The sequence below is a fragment of the Amycolatopsis japonica genome (genome assembly GCF_000732925.1).
Lineage (GTDB): Bacteria > Actinomycetota > Actinomycetes > Mycobacteriales > Pseudonocardiaceae > Amycolatopsis > Amycolatopsis japonica.
This window is the reverse complement of record NZ_CP008953.1, coordinates 5185454-5200837: the sequence shown is the minus strand read 5'-3', so window position 1 is coordinate 5200837 and position 15384 is coordinate 5185454. Positions and strand designations below refer to the sequence as shown.

General features: G+C 69.7%; 12 protein-coding genes. 7 read left to right on the top strand and 5 right to left on the bottom strand.

Annotated features, from left to right (window positions below; all coding sequences use genetic code 11):
• Positions 1 to 2: 2 nt before the first annotated feature.
• Positions 3 to 692, bottom strand: a complete 690-nt coding sequence (locus AJAP_RS23920; RefSeq protein ID WP_038515362.1) for a DUF998 domain-containing protein — start codon at positions 690 to 692, stop codon at positions 3 to 5.
• Positions 693 to 925: 233 nt separating this feature from the next.
• Here AJAP_RS23920 and AJAP_RS23915 point away from each other — a divergent pair, with 233 nt between their 5' ends.
• Positions 926 to 3424: a M14 family zinc carboxypeptidase gene (locus AJAP_RS23915; RefSeq protein ID WP_051972576.1), complete on the top strand. Its 2499-nt coding sequence runs from the start codon at positions 926 to 928 to the stop codon at positions 3422 to 3424.
• A gap of 98 nt (positions 3425 to 3522) precedes the next feature.
• On the opposite strand, the gene AJAP_RS23910 is transcribed toward AJAP_RS23915, so the two are convergent.
• Positions 3523 to 4602: a J domain-containing protein gene (locus AJAP_RS23910; protein ID WP_038515361.1), complete on the bottom strand. Its 1080-nt coding sequence runs from the start codon at positions 4600 to 4602 to the stop codon at positions 3523 to 3525.
• Between the two features lie 184 nt (positions 4603 to 4786).
• On the opposite strand from AJAP_RS23910, the gene AJAP_RS23905 reads away from it, so the two are divergent.
• The gene (locus tag AJAP_RS23905) at positions 4787 to 5620 is read left to right on the top strand and encodes an alpha/beta hydrolase family protein (RefSeq protein WP_228694573.1); all 834 of its coding nucleotides are present in this window, start codon (positions 4787 to 4789) and stop codon (positions 5618 to 5620) included.
• A gap of 6 nt (positions 5621 to 5626) precedes the next feature.
• Here AJAP_RS23905 and AJAP_RS23900 read toward each other — a convergent pair whose 3' ends face one another.
• Both AJAP_RS23900 and AJAP_RS23895 read right to left on the bottom strand, forming a co-directional pair.
• Positions 5627 to 6550, bottom strand: coding sequence for a hypothetical protein (locus AJAP_RS23900; RefSeq protein ID WP_038515358.1), 924 nt, complete (start codon positions 6548 to 6550; stop codon positions 5627 to 5629).
• Positions 6547 to 7044, bottom strand: coding sequence for a hypothetical protein (locus AJAP_RS23895; RefSeq protein WP_038515356.1), 498 nt, complete (start codon positions 7042 to 7044; stop codon positions 6547 to 6549). Before AJAP_RS23895 ends, AJAP_RS23900 begins: the two co-directional genes overlap by 4 nt.
• 217 nt (positions 7045 to 7261) lie before the next feature.
• Between AJAP_RS23895 and AJAP_RS23890 the strand changes: the two genes are divergently transcribed.
• The 5 genes from AJAP_RS23890 to AJAP_RS23870 all read left to right on the top strand — a co-directional run bounded on the left by AJAP_RS23890 (position 7262) and on the right by AJAP_RS23870 (position 12075).
• Positions 7262 to 8671: an APC family permease gene (locus tag AJAP_RS23890; RefSeq protein ID WP_038515355.1), complete on the top strand. Its 1410-nt coding sequence runs from the start codon at positions 7262 to 7264 to the stop codon at positions 8669 to 8671.
• Positions 8668 to 9567, top strand: coding sequence for an ROK family protein (locus tag AJAP_RS23885; protein ID WP_038515353.1), 900 nt, complete (start codon positions 8668 to 8670; stop codon positions 9565 to 9567). Before AJAP_RS23890 ends, AJAP_RS23885 begins: the two co-directional genes overlap by 4 nt.
• A gap of 101 nt (positions 9568 to 9668) precedes the next feature.
• A complete protein-coding gene (locus tag AJAP_RS23880; RefSeq protein ID WP_038515352.1) occupies positions 9669 to 10223 on the top strand; it encodes an NADPH-dependent FMN reductase in 555 nt (184 codons plus the stop codon).
• A 23-nt stretch (positions 10224 to 10246) separates the two neighbouring features.
• Positions 10247 to 11227, top strand: a complete 981-nt coding sequence (locus AJAP_RS23875; RefSeq protein WP_038515350.1) for a daunorubicin resistance protein DrrA family ABC transporter ATP-binding protein — start codon at positions 10247 to 10249, stop codon at positions 11225 to 11227.
• Positions 11224 to 12075, top strand: coding sequence for an ABC transporter permease (locus AJAP_RS23870; protein ID WP_038515348.1), 852 nt, complete (start codon positions 11224 to 11226; stop codon positions 12073 to 12075). The genes AJAP_RS23875 and AJAP_RS23870 overlap by 4 nt, the downstream gene beginning before the upstream one ends.
• A gap of 24 nt (positions 12076 to 12099) precedes the next feature.
• Here the strand turns inward: AJAP_RS23870 and AJAP_RS23865 are convergent, their stop codons facing one another.
• The gene (locus tag AJAP_RS23865) at positions 12100 to 15225 is read right to left on the bottom strand and encodes an ATP-binding protein (RefSeq protein ID WP_051972575.1); all 3126 of its coding nucleotides are present in this window, start codon (positions 15223 to 15225) and stop codon (positions 12100 to 12102) included.
• Between the last annotated feature and the right edge of the window lie 159 nt (positions 15226 to 15384).

Genomic DNA, 15384 nt, shown 5'->3' with positions numbered 1-15384 from the left:
GGTCAGGACGCGATCTCCAGGGCTTCGGCCTGCTCGGTCACCGGCGCGGTGACCGAGCGCGCGGGGATGAGCAGTGACGCCAGCGCGACCAGCCCGGTCAGCGCCATCGCGCGTTCGACCAGGCCGAGCGGGATCGCCCGCCACCAGGGCTCGCCGCCGTTCATCGAGACCACGATCGCCCCGAGGATCACGCCGAACCAGGCCAGGGCCGCCACCGCGAGCACCCGGGTCACGGCGCGCCGCGCGGGGGAGGAGGGGAAGACGGCCTTCGCCGCGAACCACACGGCCAGCGGCAGGCAGACGAAGGCGACGACGCTCGCGATCCGGTGCACCGTCCCGCCGGTGCTCGGCCCGATCGCCCAGTTGTTCTTGGGGAACGCCACGATCACCACCAGGCTCACCGTCCAGAGCGCGCAGAAGACCGATGCCGCGGACAGCGCGGGAAGGTGCTTGCGGCGGATCAGCGCGCCGAAGCCGATCGCCGAGCCGAACGCGACCAGCAGGACCGCGACGTCGAAGATCCACTTGTTCTCGCTGAGCGCGTACTCGCTGATGGTGCGGCGGACCGGGCTGATGTCGCTGGTGGCGGGAAGGACCTGCAGCAACAGGATCAGCAGCGCTCCGCCGGCGACGGAGACCACGGCGGCCAGCAGGGCCAAGGGTGACCTGGCGGTGACCTGGGGCGTCGTCATGGTTGAAAGGTAACCACCCAACCTGAAGGTTTTCTTAGGCCGACCTGTCGGAATCGACAGGAAAGTCCCATTCTACGGCGCGCGCCGGTGATCGTTCCGGCACGGACGGTGAGATCGTTGGGCCGAAAGAGGTGTAGGCGACTTGTGGCGGGTCCCTCCGGCGGGGTCGCGGGTCTAGGGTCTCGCTACCGGTGACCTCACCCGGTCACCGGACTGTCCAAGGAGGTCAGTCTGTGGGGTATTCACCAAACCGGCGAAGAGCGGGATGGACCGCGGCGACCCTGGTACTCGCCGGGGCCTTCGTGGCACTTCCGTCGGCCACGACGGCGGGGGCCGCGGACAACGTGGTGCGGGCCGACCAGGCCGTGCCGCGTTCCTGTTTCGCCGCGCTGCAGAAGCCGGGTACGTCCGGCACCGATCGGCGCGAGTTCACGTCCACAGTAGACGGTCTGCTGCAGGCGCGCCTGGCGCCGCGCGGCGGCACCGAGGGAGACTGGGACCTCGCGGTCTTCGACAAGGCCACCGGCGCCGTGGTCGCCGCGTCCGCCGCGTTGCGCAGCCACGAGCTCGCCGAAGGCTTCGTGAAGAAGGACCAGAAACTGGTCGTGCAGACCTGCCGGTACGACGGCCGGACACGCGACGCGGTACTGGGGGTCGACTTCCTCGCGCTCACGCCGCAGGGGACCCCGACCGGCGCCGCGCCCGCGCCGCAGCGCGCCGAACTGGTCCGGGTCGAGACGCCCGCCAAGCAGGACAAGGACAAACTCCTCCGGCTCGGGCTGGACGTCACGGAGAAGGCCGACGCCACCGGCGTCGAGGTCGTCCTCGCCAACGACGCCGACCGCAAGACGCTGGCGGACAACGGCTTCAAAGCGAAGGTGGTCGACGGCGACCTTTCGGCGCGGTCGATTCAGAACGCCAAGACCGACCGCGAGTACGCCGCGAAGACGCCGGGCTCCACCCTGCCCTCCGGGCGCACGAGCTACCGGCACCTCTACGACTACCAGTTCGAGGTCAAGGAACTGGCCCGCAAGAATCCCAAGATCGCCACGGCGTTCACGTTGCCGCAGCCGACCTGGGAAGGCCGTGACGTCGTCGGCCTCGAGATCGCGACCGACGTCAAGAACATCGCCGACGGCAAACCCGTCAACTTCACCATGGGCGTGCACCACGCCCGTGAGTGGCCGGCGGGCGAGCACGCCATGGAATGGGCCCACGAACTGGTCAAGGGCTACACCGGCAACAACCCCGAGATCCGCGGTCTGGTCGGCCGGACGCGCAACATCATCGTGCCGATCGTCAACCCCGACGGCTTCGAAATCTCTCGTGAGGCCGAGCCCAAGGGCGACTTCTCGCGTTTCGACTACGAGATGAAGCGTAAGAACTGCAACGTCAACGACTCGCCCAAGGAGTTCGCGACCGGCGTCTGCAAGGCCAACCCCGGCGGCCGTGAACGCGGCACCGACCCGAACCGCAACTACGCGGGCTTCTGGGGCGGCGCCGGCGCGTCGACCCTCTGGCGCAGCGACACGTTCCGCGGCTCCGGCCCGTTCTCCGAGCCCGAGACGCAGAACATCCGCTCGATCGTGTCGAACCGCCAGGTGACCAACCTGATCACGCTGCACACCTTCTCGAACCTGGTGCTGCGTGTCCCGGGTGTCGCCGCCGTCCGCCCGCCGCTCGACGAGCCGGCGTACAAGGCGCTCGGCGACAAACTGGCCTCGCGCAACGGATACACCAGCCAGCCGTCGTGGGCGCTCTACGACACGACCGGCTCGACCGAGGACTGGTCGTACTGGGCAACCGGTGGCTGGGGCTTCACCTTCGAGATCGGCAACACGGAGTTCCACCCGCCGTTCGAGACCGGTGTCGTCGCCGAATACACCGGCGTCGCTCCCGCGGCCGGTGCCGGCAAGGGCGGTAACCGTGCGGCCTTCATCGACATGATGGCCAACGCCGCCGACCCGGCTGCGCACTCGACACTGATCGGCACGGCGCCGAAGGGCTACCAGCTGAAGCTGCACAAGACCTTCCAGACGCCGACCTCCCCGGTGGTGCAGCCGGACGGCTCGACGAAGCCGCCGATCTACGTGACCGACGACCTGAACTCGTCGCTGTCGTCGACCGGTGGCCGGTTCGCGTGGTCGATCAACCCGTCGACCCGTCCCTACGTCGCGGGCCGCTACGGCCGCGAACCGCAGGGACCGGCGCAGGCGGCGATCCAGGTCGCCAACCCGCCCGGGGTCCCGGCGATCAACACGAACTACCCGACCGACCCGGCTTCGGAGAGCTTCACCTTCCACGTGGACGGGCTCCCCAAGGTCGACAACGGGAAGTTCAGCGTCGACGTCAAGTGGGCCAGCCAGGACACCGACTGGGACCTGTACGTCTTCGACGCCGCGGGCAACATGGTGTCGTCGTCGGCGAACGGCGGGACCACCGAAGAGCACGCGATCCTGTACGACCCGCCCGCCGGGGACTACCGGGCCGTGCTGGTCAACTACTCGCAGGCGACCCCGTCCACTGTGGACGATTGGACCGGCGGTGTGTCGTTCCAGTCGCCGATCCCGCCGACCTACGGTCCCAAGGAGGCGTACCAGCTGACCTGTACGTCGCCGAAGGGCAAGCTCGTCGGGCTGGCGGACGTCTACATCGACCGCGGCCAGACGGTCGACGTCGGTGAGGTCTGCACCCGGTCGGCGCGCGCCAAGAAGGAGCGCTCGGGCCGGTAGTTCCTCGTATTGCGCGTGAAGGCCCCCTTCCCTCTGCTGAGCCGAGGGAAGGGGGCCTTCACGCGCGTACGCATTCAGAGGACGAAATGCGGAGGGGGCTAGACGGTGCCGACCACTCGGTCCCGCACGACCCGCATAGTCGCCGTGTCCACAGTGGACGGCTCCGCCGCCAGCCAGCCGCCGATCTCGTGCAGGAACTGCTCCGGCGTCATCGGCGGCGCGGGGGAGGGATCGTCGGGATCCGTGGTGATCTCACCGGTCCGGCTCGGGTACACGACCATCGCCCCGCGCAGCGTGACGCCGGGCAGGACCCGCCGGAATTCGGCGAGGCTTTCGGTCAGTCTGCTCCCGCCGCCGCGGAAGGCGCGCCCGTTGCGCAGCAGGCGGTCGTCGTCCCCGGTTTCGTAGTGCCCCGGCAGCCACAGCTTCGATTCCACGAGCACGAGCCGCTTCCCGCACAGCACCGCGTGGTCGACGTCGGCGAACACCGAGTCCGGCCACGAGAGGCCGTGGAAGATCCGCGCGCCGGGCAGCCGGGTCAGGTAGCGCTCGAGCATGTCGGCGGTGAGGCGCTCGGCGAGCTCGTCGGACTCGACGCCGGGAGTGCCGAACACGCGTTTCCCGCCGAACTCGGCGGCGAACCGGTTCTTGGCGCGAGAGGCGGCCAGATAACCGCGCGCGAGCCGTTGCACCAGCAGGGCGGTGCCGGCGGTCAGGATCAGCCAGACGATCAGCGTGGGGGCCGAGAAGCCGACGCCGGTCAGCACCGGCAGCAGGACCAGCACCATCCCGCCGACCGCCGCCACCACGGGGGTGTGCCCGGGGCCGCGACGGCGGCCGTGGCGCACGCGCTCGTCCTGTGCCGCGAATTCCCACCATTCGAGGTCGTCCGGATCGATCACGACCGGCTCGGGCTCGTAGCCCGGTTCTTCGCCGAAGCGGCGCCGCGGCCGCGGCCGGATCGGGGCGCGCACCGAGCGCCCGCCCGCGTCGTAGCCCGCGCGCCGCATCGGATCGCTCAGCGTGTCGTAGGCCTCGCGGACCAGCTGGAACGTGAGGGCGGATCCGCCGGTGTCCGGGTGATGCGACTTCGCCAGCCGCCGGTACGCGGTCTTGATCTCGTTGACCGAGGCGGCCTTGCCCACGCCGAGCACCTCGTAATAGTCGACGTCGGGCACGGGCGGTTCACCTCCAAAGGGCCGGGCCGCAACACTATTCGGCCGCCGCCGCCGGGTCACAACCACCTCCGCGGCGCGTCGGGGTGACGTCGCGGGCATACTGTTTCGCTTGTGGCGGAACGAGGTCCGTCTCCGCCGCGTCCTGGATATCGTGGAGATCGACAGCACACGAGGAAGGATCGCGGTGGGAGAACCGGTCACGGGCACGGCCGCTGGGGTGCCGTTCACCGTCTTGCCGCCATCTGCCGAGGTCAGCGGACCCGCGCCGGTGGTGGTCGCCTGGCACATGATCGACGCGCCCCGCTCCGACGCGGCGTTCGCGGCCGCGTTGCCGCTGGCCGGGGTGCCGGCATGGCGGGTGTATCTCGGAATGCCGTTGTGCGGCGCGAGAATGGTCGACGGCGGCATGGACGCCGTGGTCGAACGGGCCCGGCGCGACGCGATGCTCGCCTACGTCGACCCGTTCGTCCGCCAGGCGGCGTTGGAATTCCCCGCCGCGCTGGCCGAACTGCGCGAACGTTTCGGCTTCGACACCTCCCGCACGGCGGTCGTCGGCGGGTCGCTCGGTGGTGCGGTGGCGCTGACGATCCTGGCCACACGGGAGATCCCGGTCCGCGCGGCGGCCCTGATCAACCCGGCCGTGCGGGCGCGCTCGGTGGTCGGCTTGGTGGAAGGCCTGCTGGGCCGGCCGTATCCGTGGAACGACGAGGCGGAACAGGCCGCGGATCAGCTCGACTTCGTCGCACGATCGGGTGAAATATCGGCGCGGGAAACGCAAGTTCCGCTGATGCTCGTCAGCGGCGAGGACGACCATCCGTCGTTGCGCACCGACGCCGACGACCTGGTCGCCGCGCTGCGCGAGCGGTACGCCCGGCCGGACGACGTCCAGTTGGCCAGGGTGGCAGGTCTCGCCCATCCGCTGGCCGAAGAACCGGGCATCGAGCCCGCGCCGCAGCTGCCGATCGCGAAACTGGTGGACGACACGGTCGCCGAGTGGCTGACGCGCCACCTGGGCTGACGCACGTCAGCAGCCGGGCGGCGGCGCCGAGCGTGGCGGGCCGAATTCCAGGCGCAGCTTGTCGGTTTTCGGAATCACGAACGCGACACCGGTCGAGGCCCGCCAGTTCGCCGGGAGGAAGACGTACTGGCCGCTGGACTGGAGCAGCAGCTTCAGCCCGGTGTACCGGTACTTGTAGGCCGATTCGGGGTCGGCGCATTTCACCTGCAGGACACCGTTCGCGGTGAGGTTGAGGCTTTCCGCGCTGTACAGGGTCGCGGCCGGTCTGGTCGCGATCACCCCGGAGGCCTCGAAGGCGCGGCTCGTGCCGACGGCTCCCGAGTAGTCGCCGACCGCCCAGAAGAGGCCGATGCTCACCAGGACGTAGCCGGTCACCAGTTCCGCGACGCTCGACCGGGTGCTTCCCGTTCTGTGCGCGGTCCAGTGACGCCAGGAGAACAGCACCATCAGGACCCCGATCGCGAAGCCGATCCCCGGCGCGCCGGGCCGGTCGCGGAACGGCTCCGGGTCGAGGGCGATCGCGGTCGTGACGGCGAGCAGCGCGAGGCCGAGGACGCCCGCGACGGGGGAGCAGATCCGCAGCAGCCGGGCCCAGGAACCCTCGCCGAGGCGGATCTTCAGGAACCGGGTCAGGACGAGGAACACCAACGCGGCGCCCGCGGCGGCGGTCAGGGGCAGGAGCACTCCGTCGACGCCGCGCCCGAAGATCTCGTCCGGTGTCTGGCCGAGCAGGGTGTAGTGCACGCGGAAGTAGATGAAGTACGTCTGCGTGTAGACGAGCCCGAAGTAGTAGAGCAACGCGGTGAGCAGGGTCGTGTTGGCCAGCACGGTGCCGACCAGCCTGAGCGCGTGCGACGGGCCCGCCGCGGATTCGGACTCCGGCGGCGTGGGGGCGCGCAGCCCCCGGCGTAGTGGCCGCCGGGTGCTCATCCGCCGGTGGTTTCGGTCGGCTGCGAGCTTTCCGACTTCGGCGGCGCCGAGCTTTCCTCCGTGGTCTCGGTTTCGCAGGCCCTCGCCCGGATCGTGATCGTCTTGCCGGGGTAGACCGGATTCGGGCCGATACTGCGGATGCAGTTCCCCTCGCCTACGACCACGACCGAGACCCCGCATCGCCGGGAGCTCTTGCAAAGACGTTCGAGGTTCTGCTCGATGGCGTCCTTGGCGGTGGCGGGGTCGGTGCCGAGCAGGTCGCTGTTGTACCTGATCGGGCTCCCGGGCACGACGCCGGGCGGAGGGGAGTCCTTCGTCGGGCCCGGTCCCGTCGGCGGTGCGTCGGACGACGCCGTCGGGGCCGTCTCCGTGGTGATCCCGCTGTCGGTCGTCAGATCGCCCGGCGCCGTGTCGCGGGGCGCGGACGTCCCACCGCAGGCGGTCGCGAACCCGAGTGTGGCGATCGCCATCGCCACGCTGAACAGCCGTTTCATGGACCTCACCGTCCTCGGAAAAGACGTCCTTCTGGGTAAGGACGCGGAACGACGAGCCCCTGATACGTCCCGCGCTGGTCCATTCGGGCGTATTACCCGCGATTCCGCCCTTTCGGGCAATCCCGGGAGGACCGGTGCGCGACAACTTCGCCGCGTGGCCTTCCGACACGCCCGAAATTATGTTAAGAAACTTTACTAACTAACAGGGAGGCGCGTTTTGAGTTCATCCCCGCGGCCGGGGCTCGAGCGGAAGATCGGGCCGCTCCAGGCGACCGCCATCAACATGACCCAGATGTGCGGCATCGGCCCGTTCGTCACCATCCCCGCGATGGTGGTGACCCTCGGCGGCCCGCAGGCCATGTTCGGCTGGCTCATCGGCGCGGTCATCGCGCTGGCCGACGGCCTCATCTGGGCGGAACTCGGCGCCGCCCTCCCCGGTGCCGGCGGCACCTACGTCTACCTGCGTGAGGCGTTCGGCGTCCGCACCGGCAGGCTCATGCCGTTCCTCTTCGCCTGGAGCGCGGTGCTGTTCATCCCGCTGATCATGTCCACCGGCATCATCGGCCTCGTCCAGTACCTCGGGTACCTGATCCCCGGTGTCGCCGACGACGGCGGGACGACGACGCTCGGCAAGGTGATCGGTCTCGGGGTCATCGCCCTGATCGTGCTGGCGCTGTTCCGCAAGATCGGCGAGATCGGGAAGCTGACCACCGTCCTGTTCGGGATCATGCTGTTCGCCGCGCTTTCGGTGATCGTCGCGGCCTTCACGCATTTCGACGGCGCGCAAGCGTTCGCCTTCACGCCGGGCGCGTTCTCGTTCGACGGCGGCGCGTTCTGGGCCGGGCTCGGCGCGGGCCTGATCATCGCCATCTACGACTACCTCGGCTACAACACCAGCGCCTACCTCGGCGGCGAGGTGCGCGACCCGGGCCGGACGCTGCCGCGCTCGATCATCCTGTCGATCCTCGGCATCATGAGCCTGTACTTCCTGCTGCAGCTCGGCGTTCTCGGCTCGGTCCCGCTGGAAGAGCTGAAGAACGCCACGTCGGTCGCCTCCACCGTGCTCGAACAGGCGTGGGGCACGGGCGCGGCCAAGGTCATCACCGTGTTCATCGTGATCGCCGCGATCGGTTCGGTGTTCGCCGGCCTGCTCGGCGGTTCGCGGGTCCCGTTCGAAGCCGCGCGTGACAAGGTGTTCCTGCCGGTGTTCGCCAAACTGCACCCGAAACTGAACCTGCCGACCGCCGGTGTGCTGACGATGGGCGCCATCGCCGCGATCGGCTCGCTGTTCACCCTGACCGCGGTGATCAACGCGGCGGTGACGGTGCTGGTGCTCATCCAGTCGCTCGCGCAGGTCGCGGCGATCGTGGTGCTGCGGCGGCGACGGCCGGAGCTGGAGCGGCCGTACCGCCAATGGCTCTACCCGATCCCGACGATCATCGCGCTGCTCGGCTGGGTCTACATCTACTTCTCCGCCACCTGGCTCTCGATCGGGCTTTCGGTGGGCTGGATCGTGCTGGGCGTGGCGGCGTTCCTCGCCTACGCGAAGGCGGAGCGCGTGTGGCCGTTCGGGCCCAAGGGGATTCAGGAATCGTTCGCGGGGGCGACAGAGGGGAACGGGCAGTGACGGGGGAAGAACTGATCCTGGGGATCGACTTCGGCGGGACGAAGGTCGCGATCGGGCTGGCGGACAGAGCCGGGAGCCTGCTGGTCACCCGGAGGCTCGACACCGACGCGCAGGCGGGCGCCGAACAGGTGGTGAGCCGCGCGCTCGCCGCGGCGCGGAAACTGCTCGCCGACGAAGGCGCCGCTGACCGGCTCGCCGCGATCGGCGTCGTCAGCCCGGGCATCGTGCTGGAGGACCGCATCCTGCTCGCGCCGAACGTGCCGGGCTGGGAGGAACTGCGGCTGCGCGAACTCGTCGCGGCCGAGTTCGAAGGCGTCCCGATCGAGGTGGGCACCGACGCCAAGGCGGCGGCGCTCGCGGAATGGCGTTGGGGGGCACTGGCGGACACCGATCCGGCGGTGTTCCTCTCGCTGGGGACCGGGATCGCCGCGGCGGTCCTGGTCGGCGGCCGGCTGCTGGCCGGCGCCAACGGCGCTGCGGGAGAGATCGGGTACAACCTCCTCTCGCCGCAGGACACCGACGGTTTCGCCAGCGGAGCGGCGCCGCTGGAGGAGGCCGTCGGTGGGCGTGGGCTGGGCGGCCGGGCGAGTGTGCTGCTCGGCCGCCCGGTAACCGCGGGCGAACTGTTCGGCCTCGCCAGGGAGAACGCGCAGGCGAAGGAACTCGTCGGCGCGGCGCTCGACGAACTGTCGATGCACGTCGCGAATCTCGCCATCGCGCTCGACCCGCAGCGCATCGCCGTCGGCGGGGGACTGGTGCGCTCGGCCGACATCCTGCTGCCCGCGTTGCGCGAGCGGCTGGCGCGGGCCGTGCCGTTCCCGCCGGAACTGGTGTCGGCGAAATTCGACCAGGACGCGTCCCTGCTGGGCGCGATCGCGATCGCGCTGGACGCGTAGCGAGATCACCGACCGAAGCCGCCGGGCTTCCGCTAGATCCGATCTAGCGGAAGCCCGGCGGCTTTCTCGCGCCTGAGGGGTGAGGCGAGAGGAGGTCGGTCATGGACGTCAGTCCGCTGCGGGTCGCGGTGATCGTCGGCAGCACCCGTGAAGGACGGGTGGGGGACACCGTCGGCAAGTGGTTCACCGGCCAGGCGGAACACCGGGAAGACCTCGTCACCGACGTGCTCGACCTGGTCGACTTCGACCTGCCCTCCGGGCTGCCGGAGCATCCGACGCACGACATGAAGCGGTTCGCGCGGCTGGTCGACGAGGCGGAGGCGTTCGTCGTCGTCACCCCCGAGTACAACCGCAGTTTCCCCGCGTCGCTCAAACAGGCGATCGACTGCGCCTACGACGAGTGGCGCGCGAAGCCGGTCGGCTTCGTCTCCTACGGCTACCGCTCGCAGGGGCTCTACGCCGTGGAACAGCTGCGCACGATCTTCACCGAGCTGCACACGGTGACCATGCGCGACACGGTGGCCTTCAACCTCCTCGACGGCACCCTCTTCGACTCCGACGGGCAAGTGCAGGCCGTGACCACCCTGCTCGACGCACTCGCCTGGTGGGGCCTCGCCCTGCGCGACGCGCGTGCCGCCCGCCCCTACGTCTGCTGAAAGCTTCTGAAAGGAAACGGAAAATGAGTGAACTGGCCATCGAAGCCTCGGGGCTGGTCAAGGTGTTCGGCGAGAACCGGGCGGTCGACGGGATCGACCTGAAGGTCCCGGCAGGCACCGTGTACGGCGTCCTCGGGCCGAACGGCGCCGGCAAGACCACCGCGGTGAAGATGCTCGCGACCCTGCTCCGCCCCGACGGCGGTGAAGCGCGCATCTTCGGCAAGGACGTCGTCCGCGACGCCGACGCGGTCCGGTCCATGGTGAGCCTGACCGGGCAGTACGCCTCGGTCGACGAAGACCTGACCGGCACCGAGAACCTGGTCCTGATCGGCAGGCTGACCGGGCACCGCAAACCGGCCGCCCGCGCACGGGCGGCGGAACTGCTGGAGGCGTTCGGGCTCACCGAGGCCGCGGGGCGGCAGGTGAAGAACTACTCCGGCGGGATGCGGCGGCGGATCGACATCGCCGCGAGCATCCTCAACACCCCGGACGTGCTCTTCCTCGACGAGCCGACGACCGGGCTGGATCCCCGCAGCCGCAACCAGGTCTGGGACATCGTGCGAGCGATCGTGAAGCACGGCACCACCGTCCTGCTGACCACGCAGTACCTCGACGAAGCCGACCAGCTGGCCTCGCGGATCGCGGTCATCGACCACGGCAAGGTGATCGCCGAAGGCACCAAGGGGCAGCTGAAGGCGTCGGTCGGCGCGGGCGCCGTCCACGTCCGCCTCCGCGAGGCCGACCAGCGGCCCGCGGCCGAGTCGCTGCTCGTCAGCACCCTGGAGGCGCAGGTGCTCCTGGAGGCGGACCCCGTCGCGCTGACCGCCCGGCTTTCGGGCGAGAGCACCGAACAGGGTGCCGCCGAGCACGCCGCGCGCGCACTGGCCGAACTCGCCCGCGCCGGCATCGTCGTCGACACCTTCTCCCTCGGCCAGCCGAGCCTCGACGAGGTCTTCCTGGCCCTCACCGACCGCACCACCGTTTCCGAGGAGAGTGCAGCTTGAGCACCACGGCAGTCAAAGACAACGAACCCGTTCTCGCGGCACCGAAGGCGGAGGATCTCGCCGCCGTCCTGATCGCGAAGAACCGTCCCCAGCGCCCCAGTGCGCTGTCGGCATCGATCACCTTCGGGTGGCGCGCGATGCTGAAGATCAAGCACGTGCCCGAGCAGTTGTTCGACGTCACGGCGTTCCCGATCATGATGACGCTGATGTTCACGTACCTGTTCGGCGGCGCGCTGTCCGGTTCGCCGACGCAGTACCTGCAGTTCGTGCTGCCGGGAATCATGGCGAGCAGCATCCTGATGATCACCATGTACACCGGGATTTCGGTCAACACGGACATCGAAAAGGGCGTCTTCGACCGGTTCCGCACGCTGCCGATCTGGCGGCCGTCGGCGATGGTCGGCTATCTGCTCGGCGACATGCTGCGCTATCTCATCGCCTCGCTGGTGATCCTCGGCGTCGGGCTGATCATGGGCTTCCGTCCCGCCGGGGGAGTCGGGGGCGTGGCCGCCGCGATCCTCCTGCTGCTGGCGTTCTCGTTCGCGTTCTCGTGGATCTGGACGATGTTCGGTCTGTTGCTGCGCAGCGAGAAGTCGGTGATGGGCGTCAGCATGATGGTGCTGTTCCCGCTGACCTTCCTCAGCAACATCTACGTCAATCCGGAGACGATGCCGGGCTGGCTGCAGGCCTTCGTCGAAGTGAACCCGGTGACCCACGTGGTCGCGGCGGTCCGCTCGATGATGGACGGGAACTGGGACGGCGGCGAGATCACCTGGGTGCTGGTCGCCGGCGCGATCATCCTTGCGGTCTTCGGCACCTTGACGATGCGGCTCTACAACCGCAAGTGAACCGGGGATAGGTCCCCTGGCGGCTCACAACCGCCAGGGGACTTTGTCCTCGGGCGCGTAACGGCACGAAGAACCGGTGGTGACCGACGCGCGCAGGTGCGCGGCCAGCGCCGGATGCTGCTCGTCGAGTTTGCGCAGGGTGTCCCGGATCCGGGCGGTCACCGTCTTGCGGGCGCGTTCGGCCTCGTCGCCGAGCCGCCGGGTGCGGCCGCCGAGCCCGGCCGCGGACCGCAGCTCGGCGAGCAGCGCGTCCCGTTCCCGGTCCAGCGCGGCGGCGCGCGCGTCCTGGCCGAGCCCGGTCGCGGTGTCGATCAGTTCGTCGAGTTCGTCCAGCCGCGCGCGGTACCGGGCCTTCGCCTCGTCGTCGAGGACGGCGTCCCCGCCGAGACTCTTCGCGGCGACGACCACCTCGCCTCCTTCGGGATCGAGCAACCGCACCGCCGTCACCTCCGAGCCCGGCCTGCCGAGCAGGAAATGCAGATCCCGCAAGCCTTTCGAGTCCGGAAGGCGGGTGGTGACGCCGTCGAAGCGCAAGGTCCACACGCTTTCGTCGCGGCGGAACTCGGCCGTCGGCGCCGCCGGGGTCCGCGCGTCCTCGCGCGCCCGCGTCACCCTGGCCACGACCTGCCGCATACCGAGCGCGGTGGCTTCTTCGTCCACTTCGGACAGCAGGGTCGTCGCGGCCGTCGCGTCGCCGTCGAGGTTGCGGCCGAGGAGGGCGATCGCCAGCCAGGACTTGGCTTCGGTCGCCCAGACCGTCGCCCTGAGGCGATCCGCGGAGAGCACGGCACCGCGCAGCCGGTCCACCGCTTCGTGCCACCGTTCCTGCGCGAGATCGAGCCTACCGAGCCAGAGGTCGACCGGGCCGGAGATCTCGCAGCCGTAGAGGGAGACCAGCCACTCCCCGCTGTACGGCAGAAGGAGCGCGCGGGCCGCTTCACACCGTTCGGGATCGCGTGAGATCGCCGCCGTATGCGCCTGACAGCGCAACCACAACGCTTCCAGGTCACGCGGATACGGCTTCACGTCGGCCGCGAGATCGGTGAGCCGGACGGCCTCCCCGACATCCTCGCGCTGGGCCGCGGTGATCGCCTCCAGCAACCGGCTGTAGGCGTACCCGCCGCGGGAGATCTCGCGGTGCAACCCGGCGAGCTCGCCGAACCGCCCCTCCAGGCACCACCGGGCCCACCTCTGCAACTGGTTCAGGTCGCCGAAATGCGGATGCTCGTCCCCCTCGTGGCGCGAGATCACCTGCTGGATGAACGCCTCGGCCTCGGAGAACCGGCCCTGGAGCGTGGCGATGATGCTCTGGTCGATCCGGGACGCCAGCTGCGAGCTCGGCGCCCTGCCGGTGGCCGCCAGGGCGAGGAACTCCTGATATTGCTCGAAATACCGGGGATCGCCCTGTTCGAGCAGCGCCACCCACTTGAACGACGCCGCGTAATGCTCCAATTCCGGGTTCGAGGTGCGGCGGCCGACGAGGACCAATTCGTCGGTGAGCCGCTCGCGTTCCGCGGCGCTGCCGGGGCCCCAGATCGCGTCGTGCCGGGCCCACAGACCGAACAACAGGGCGGAATCGTCCTGGTCGTCGCGGGCGGTGATCATGATGTGCGCGGTCAGTTCCTGCGTCATCTCCTCGACGGTGACGTCCCGGCCGGGCTCACGGCCGCACAGCCGTCCGTGCGCTTCGGTGAGCACCTTGACCGTCTCGTCGACCCGCAGGCCCTTGTGGTCGGCGCGGATCAGGGTCAAGGCCAGGCGGGCGAGGAGATCGTCGTCGTCGAGTTCGCGGATGAGCACGGAGACGTCGTCGAGGACTTGCCTGCCCTCCTCGGTTTCCTGGTGGCGGGTCAGATGCGCACCCAACTCGAGCGCGATGACCGCTTGCCGCTTCCGGTCGTCGACGATCTCCATCGCCCGCCGGTAATGCGTGGTCGTCTCCTCGATCGCCATCCGGCCGGTGGCGTCGATCGCGGCGGCGAGCAGCAGATCGACGGCCTTGTCCGGATCGAGTTCCCGGCCCGCGAGCAGCGCGTGGCGGGCCATGTCCGCGGGGAAGAGCCGGTCCGACGACGACGGCGCCTCGCGGGCCGCCGCGACGACCGCGGCGTGATGCCTGCGACGGTCCGCTTCGGACAGGCTCGCGTACAGCGTCTCGCGGACGAGGTCGTGGGCGAAGGCGAACCGGCCCTGCCCGTGCACCACGACCAGTCGCGCCGCGACGGCCTGGTCGAGCAGCCGATCCACCTGGGGCACGGGCGCCGACGCCACCCCCGCGAGCAGCCGCCGGTGGAATTCCCTGCCGAGCACGGACGCGGTGGTCAGGAGGGCGAGGACCGGCTGGGGGAGCAGGGAAAGCCGTCTCTGCAGGGCGTCGGCCACGCCTGGAGCGATGGTTTCCGCGGAACCGCCGCTGTGCCACAGCCGCGCCGTCTGCTCGACGAAGAACGGATTCCCTCCGGTGCGGCGGTGGACCTCGGCGACCAATGCGTCGTCGGGCTCCGCGCCCGCCGTCCTGGCCATGAGCGTGCCGACCTCGTCCGGTTCGAGGCCGGTGAGAGTGACCGAAGTGGCCTTCGCGAGCAACGGCAGCATGAGGGAGCGAAGCGGATGGTCGGTCGCTTCGACCTCGACATCCCGGTACGTGCCGATCAGCAGCAGCCGTTCGAACCAGGTGTGCTGGGCGGCGAACTCCAGCAGCCGCAGCGACGCGGCGTCGGCCCAGTGCAGATCGTCGAGCACCACGACGACCGGCTGATCCTGGGAAGCGGCCACCAGCACACTCGTCACCGCGTCGTACAAGCGGAACCCGTCGGCCGCGCCGTCGCCGCGCGCCTCGCCGAGCAGGACGTCCAACGCGCTGTCGGCCATCGCGGCCCAGCAGCGCTCGCCGACCGCGCGCCGCAGCCCGCGGACCACCTGTGTCCACGGCCAGTAGCCCGGAGCGCTCGCGGAGTCCCAGCAGGACCCGTTGAGCACGAGGGCGCCGAGACGCTTCGCCTCTTCGGCGGCGCCGGTGACGAGCGTGGTCTTGCCGATTCCGGCTTCCCCGGTGACCAGCACCAGCCCGCCGTGGCTTTCGGTGGCGCGGGCGATCTCCGCGCGGAGCACCCCCGCGGGATGGTCACGTCCGATGAGGGCGGCTGACATGTCCGAATCCTCCCAGTAGGGTCCGACAATCTCACGACGCGCGTCCGCTGTCAGGCGTTACCTCCGGTCCGTCGTGACCGACGGTGACCGACGTCTCCCGGTCGCCGGGAACCCTTGACGGGGGAAATCCGACTTTCTGGACGTGAGCAATCGAGTGGG

What these genes read in the sequence shown, in the direction of transcription:
- AJAP_RS23920 (WP_038515362.1), bottom strand. Translation starts at nt 692, where the DNA reads ATGACGACGCCCCAGGTCACCGCCAGGTCACCCTTGGCCCTGCTGGCC.
- AJAP_RS23900 (WP_038515358.1), bottom strand. Translation starts at nt 6,550, where the DNA reads ATGAGCACCCGGCGGCCACTACGCCGGGGGCTGCGCGCCCCCACGCCG.
- AJAP_RS23895 (WP_038515356.1), bottom strand. Translation starts at nt 7,044, where the DNA reads ATGAAACGGCTGTTCAGCGTGGCGATGGCGATCGCCACACTCGGGTTC.
- AJAP_RS23880 (WP_038515352.1), top strand. Translation starts at nt 9,669, where the DNA reads ATGGACGTCAGTCCGCTGCGGGTCGCGGTGATCGTCGGCAGCACCCGT.
- AJAP_RS23875 (WP_038515350.1), top strand. Translation starts at nt 10,247, where the DNA reads ATGAGTGAACTGGCCATCGAAGCCTCGGGGCTGGTCAAGGTGTTCGGC.
- AJAP_RS23865 (WP_051972575.1), bottom strand. Translation starts at nt 15,225, where the DNA reads ATGTCAGCCGCCCTCATCGGACGTGACCATCCCGCGGGGGTGCTCCGC.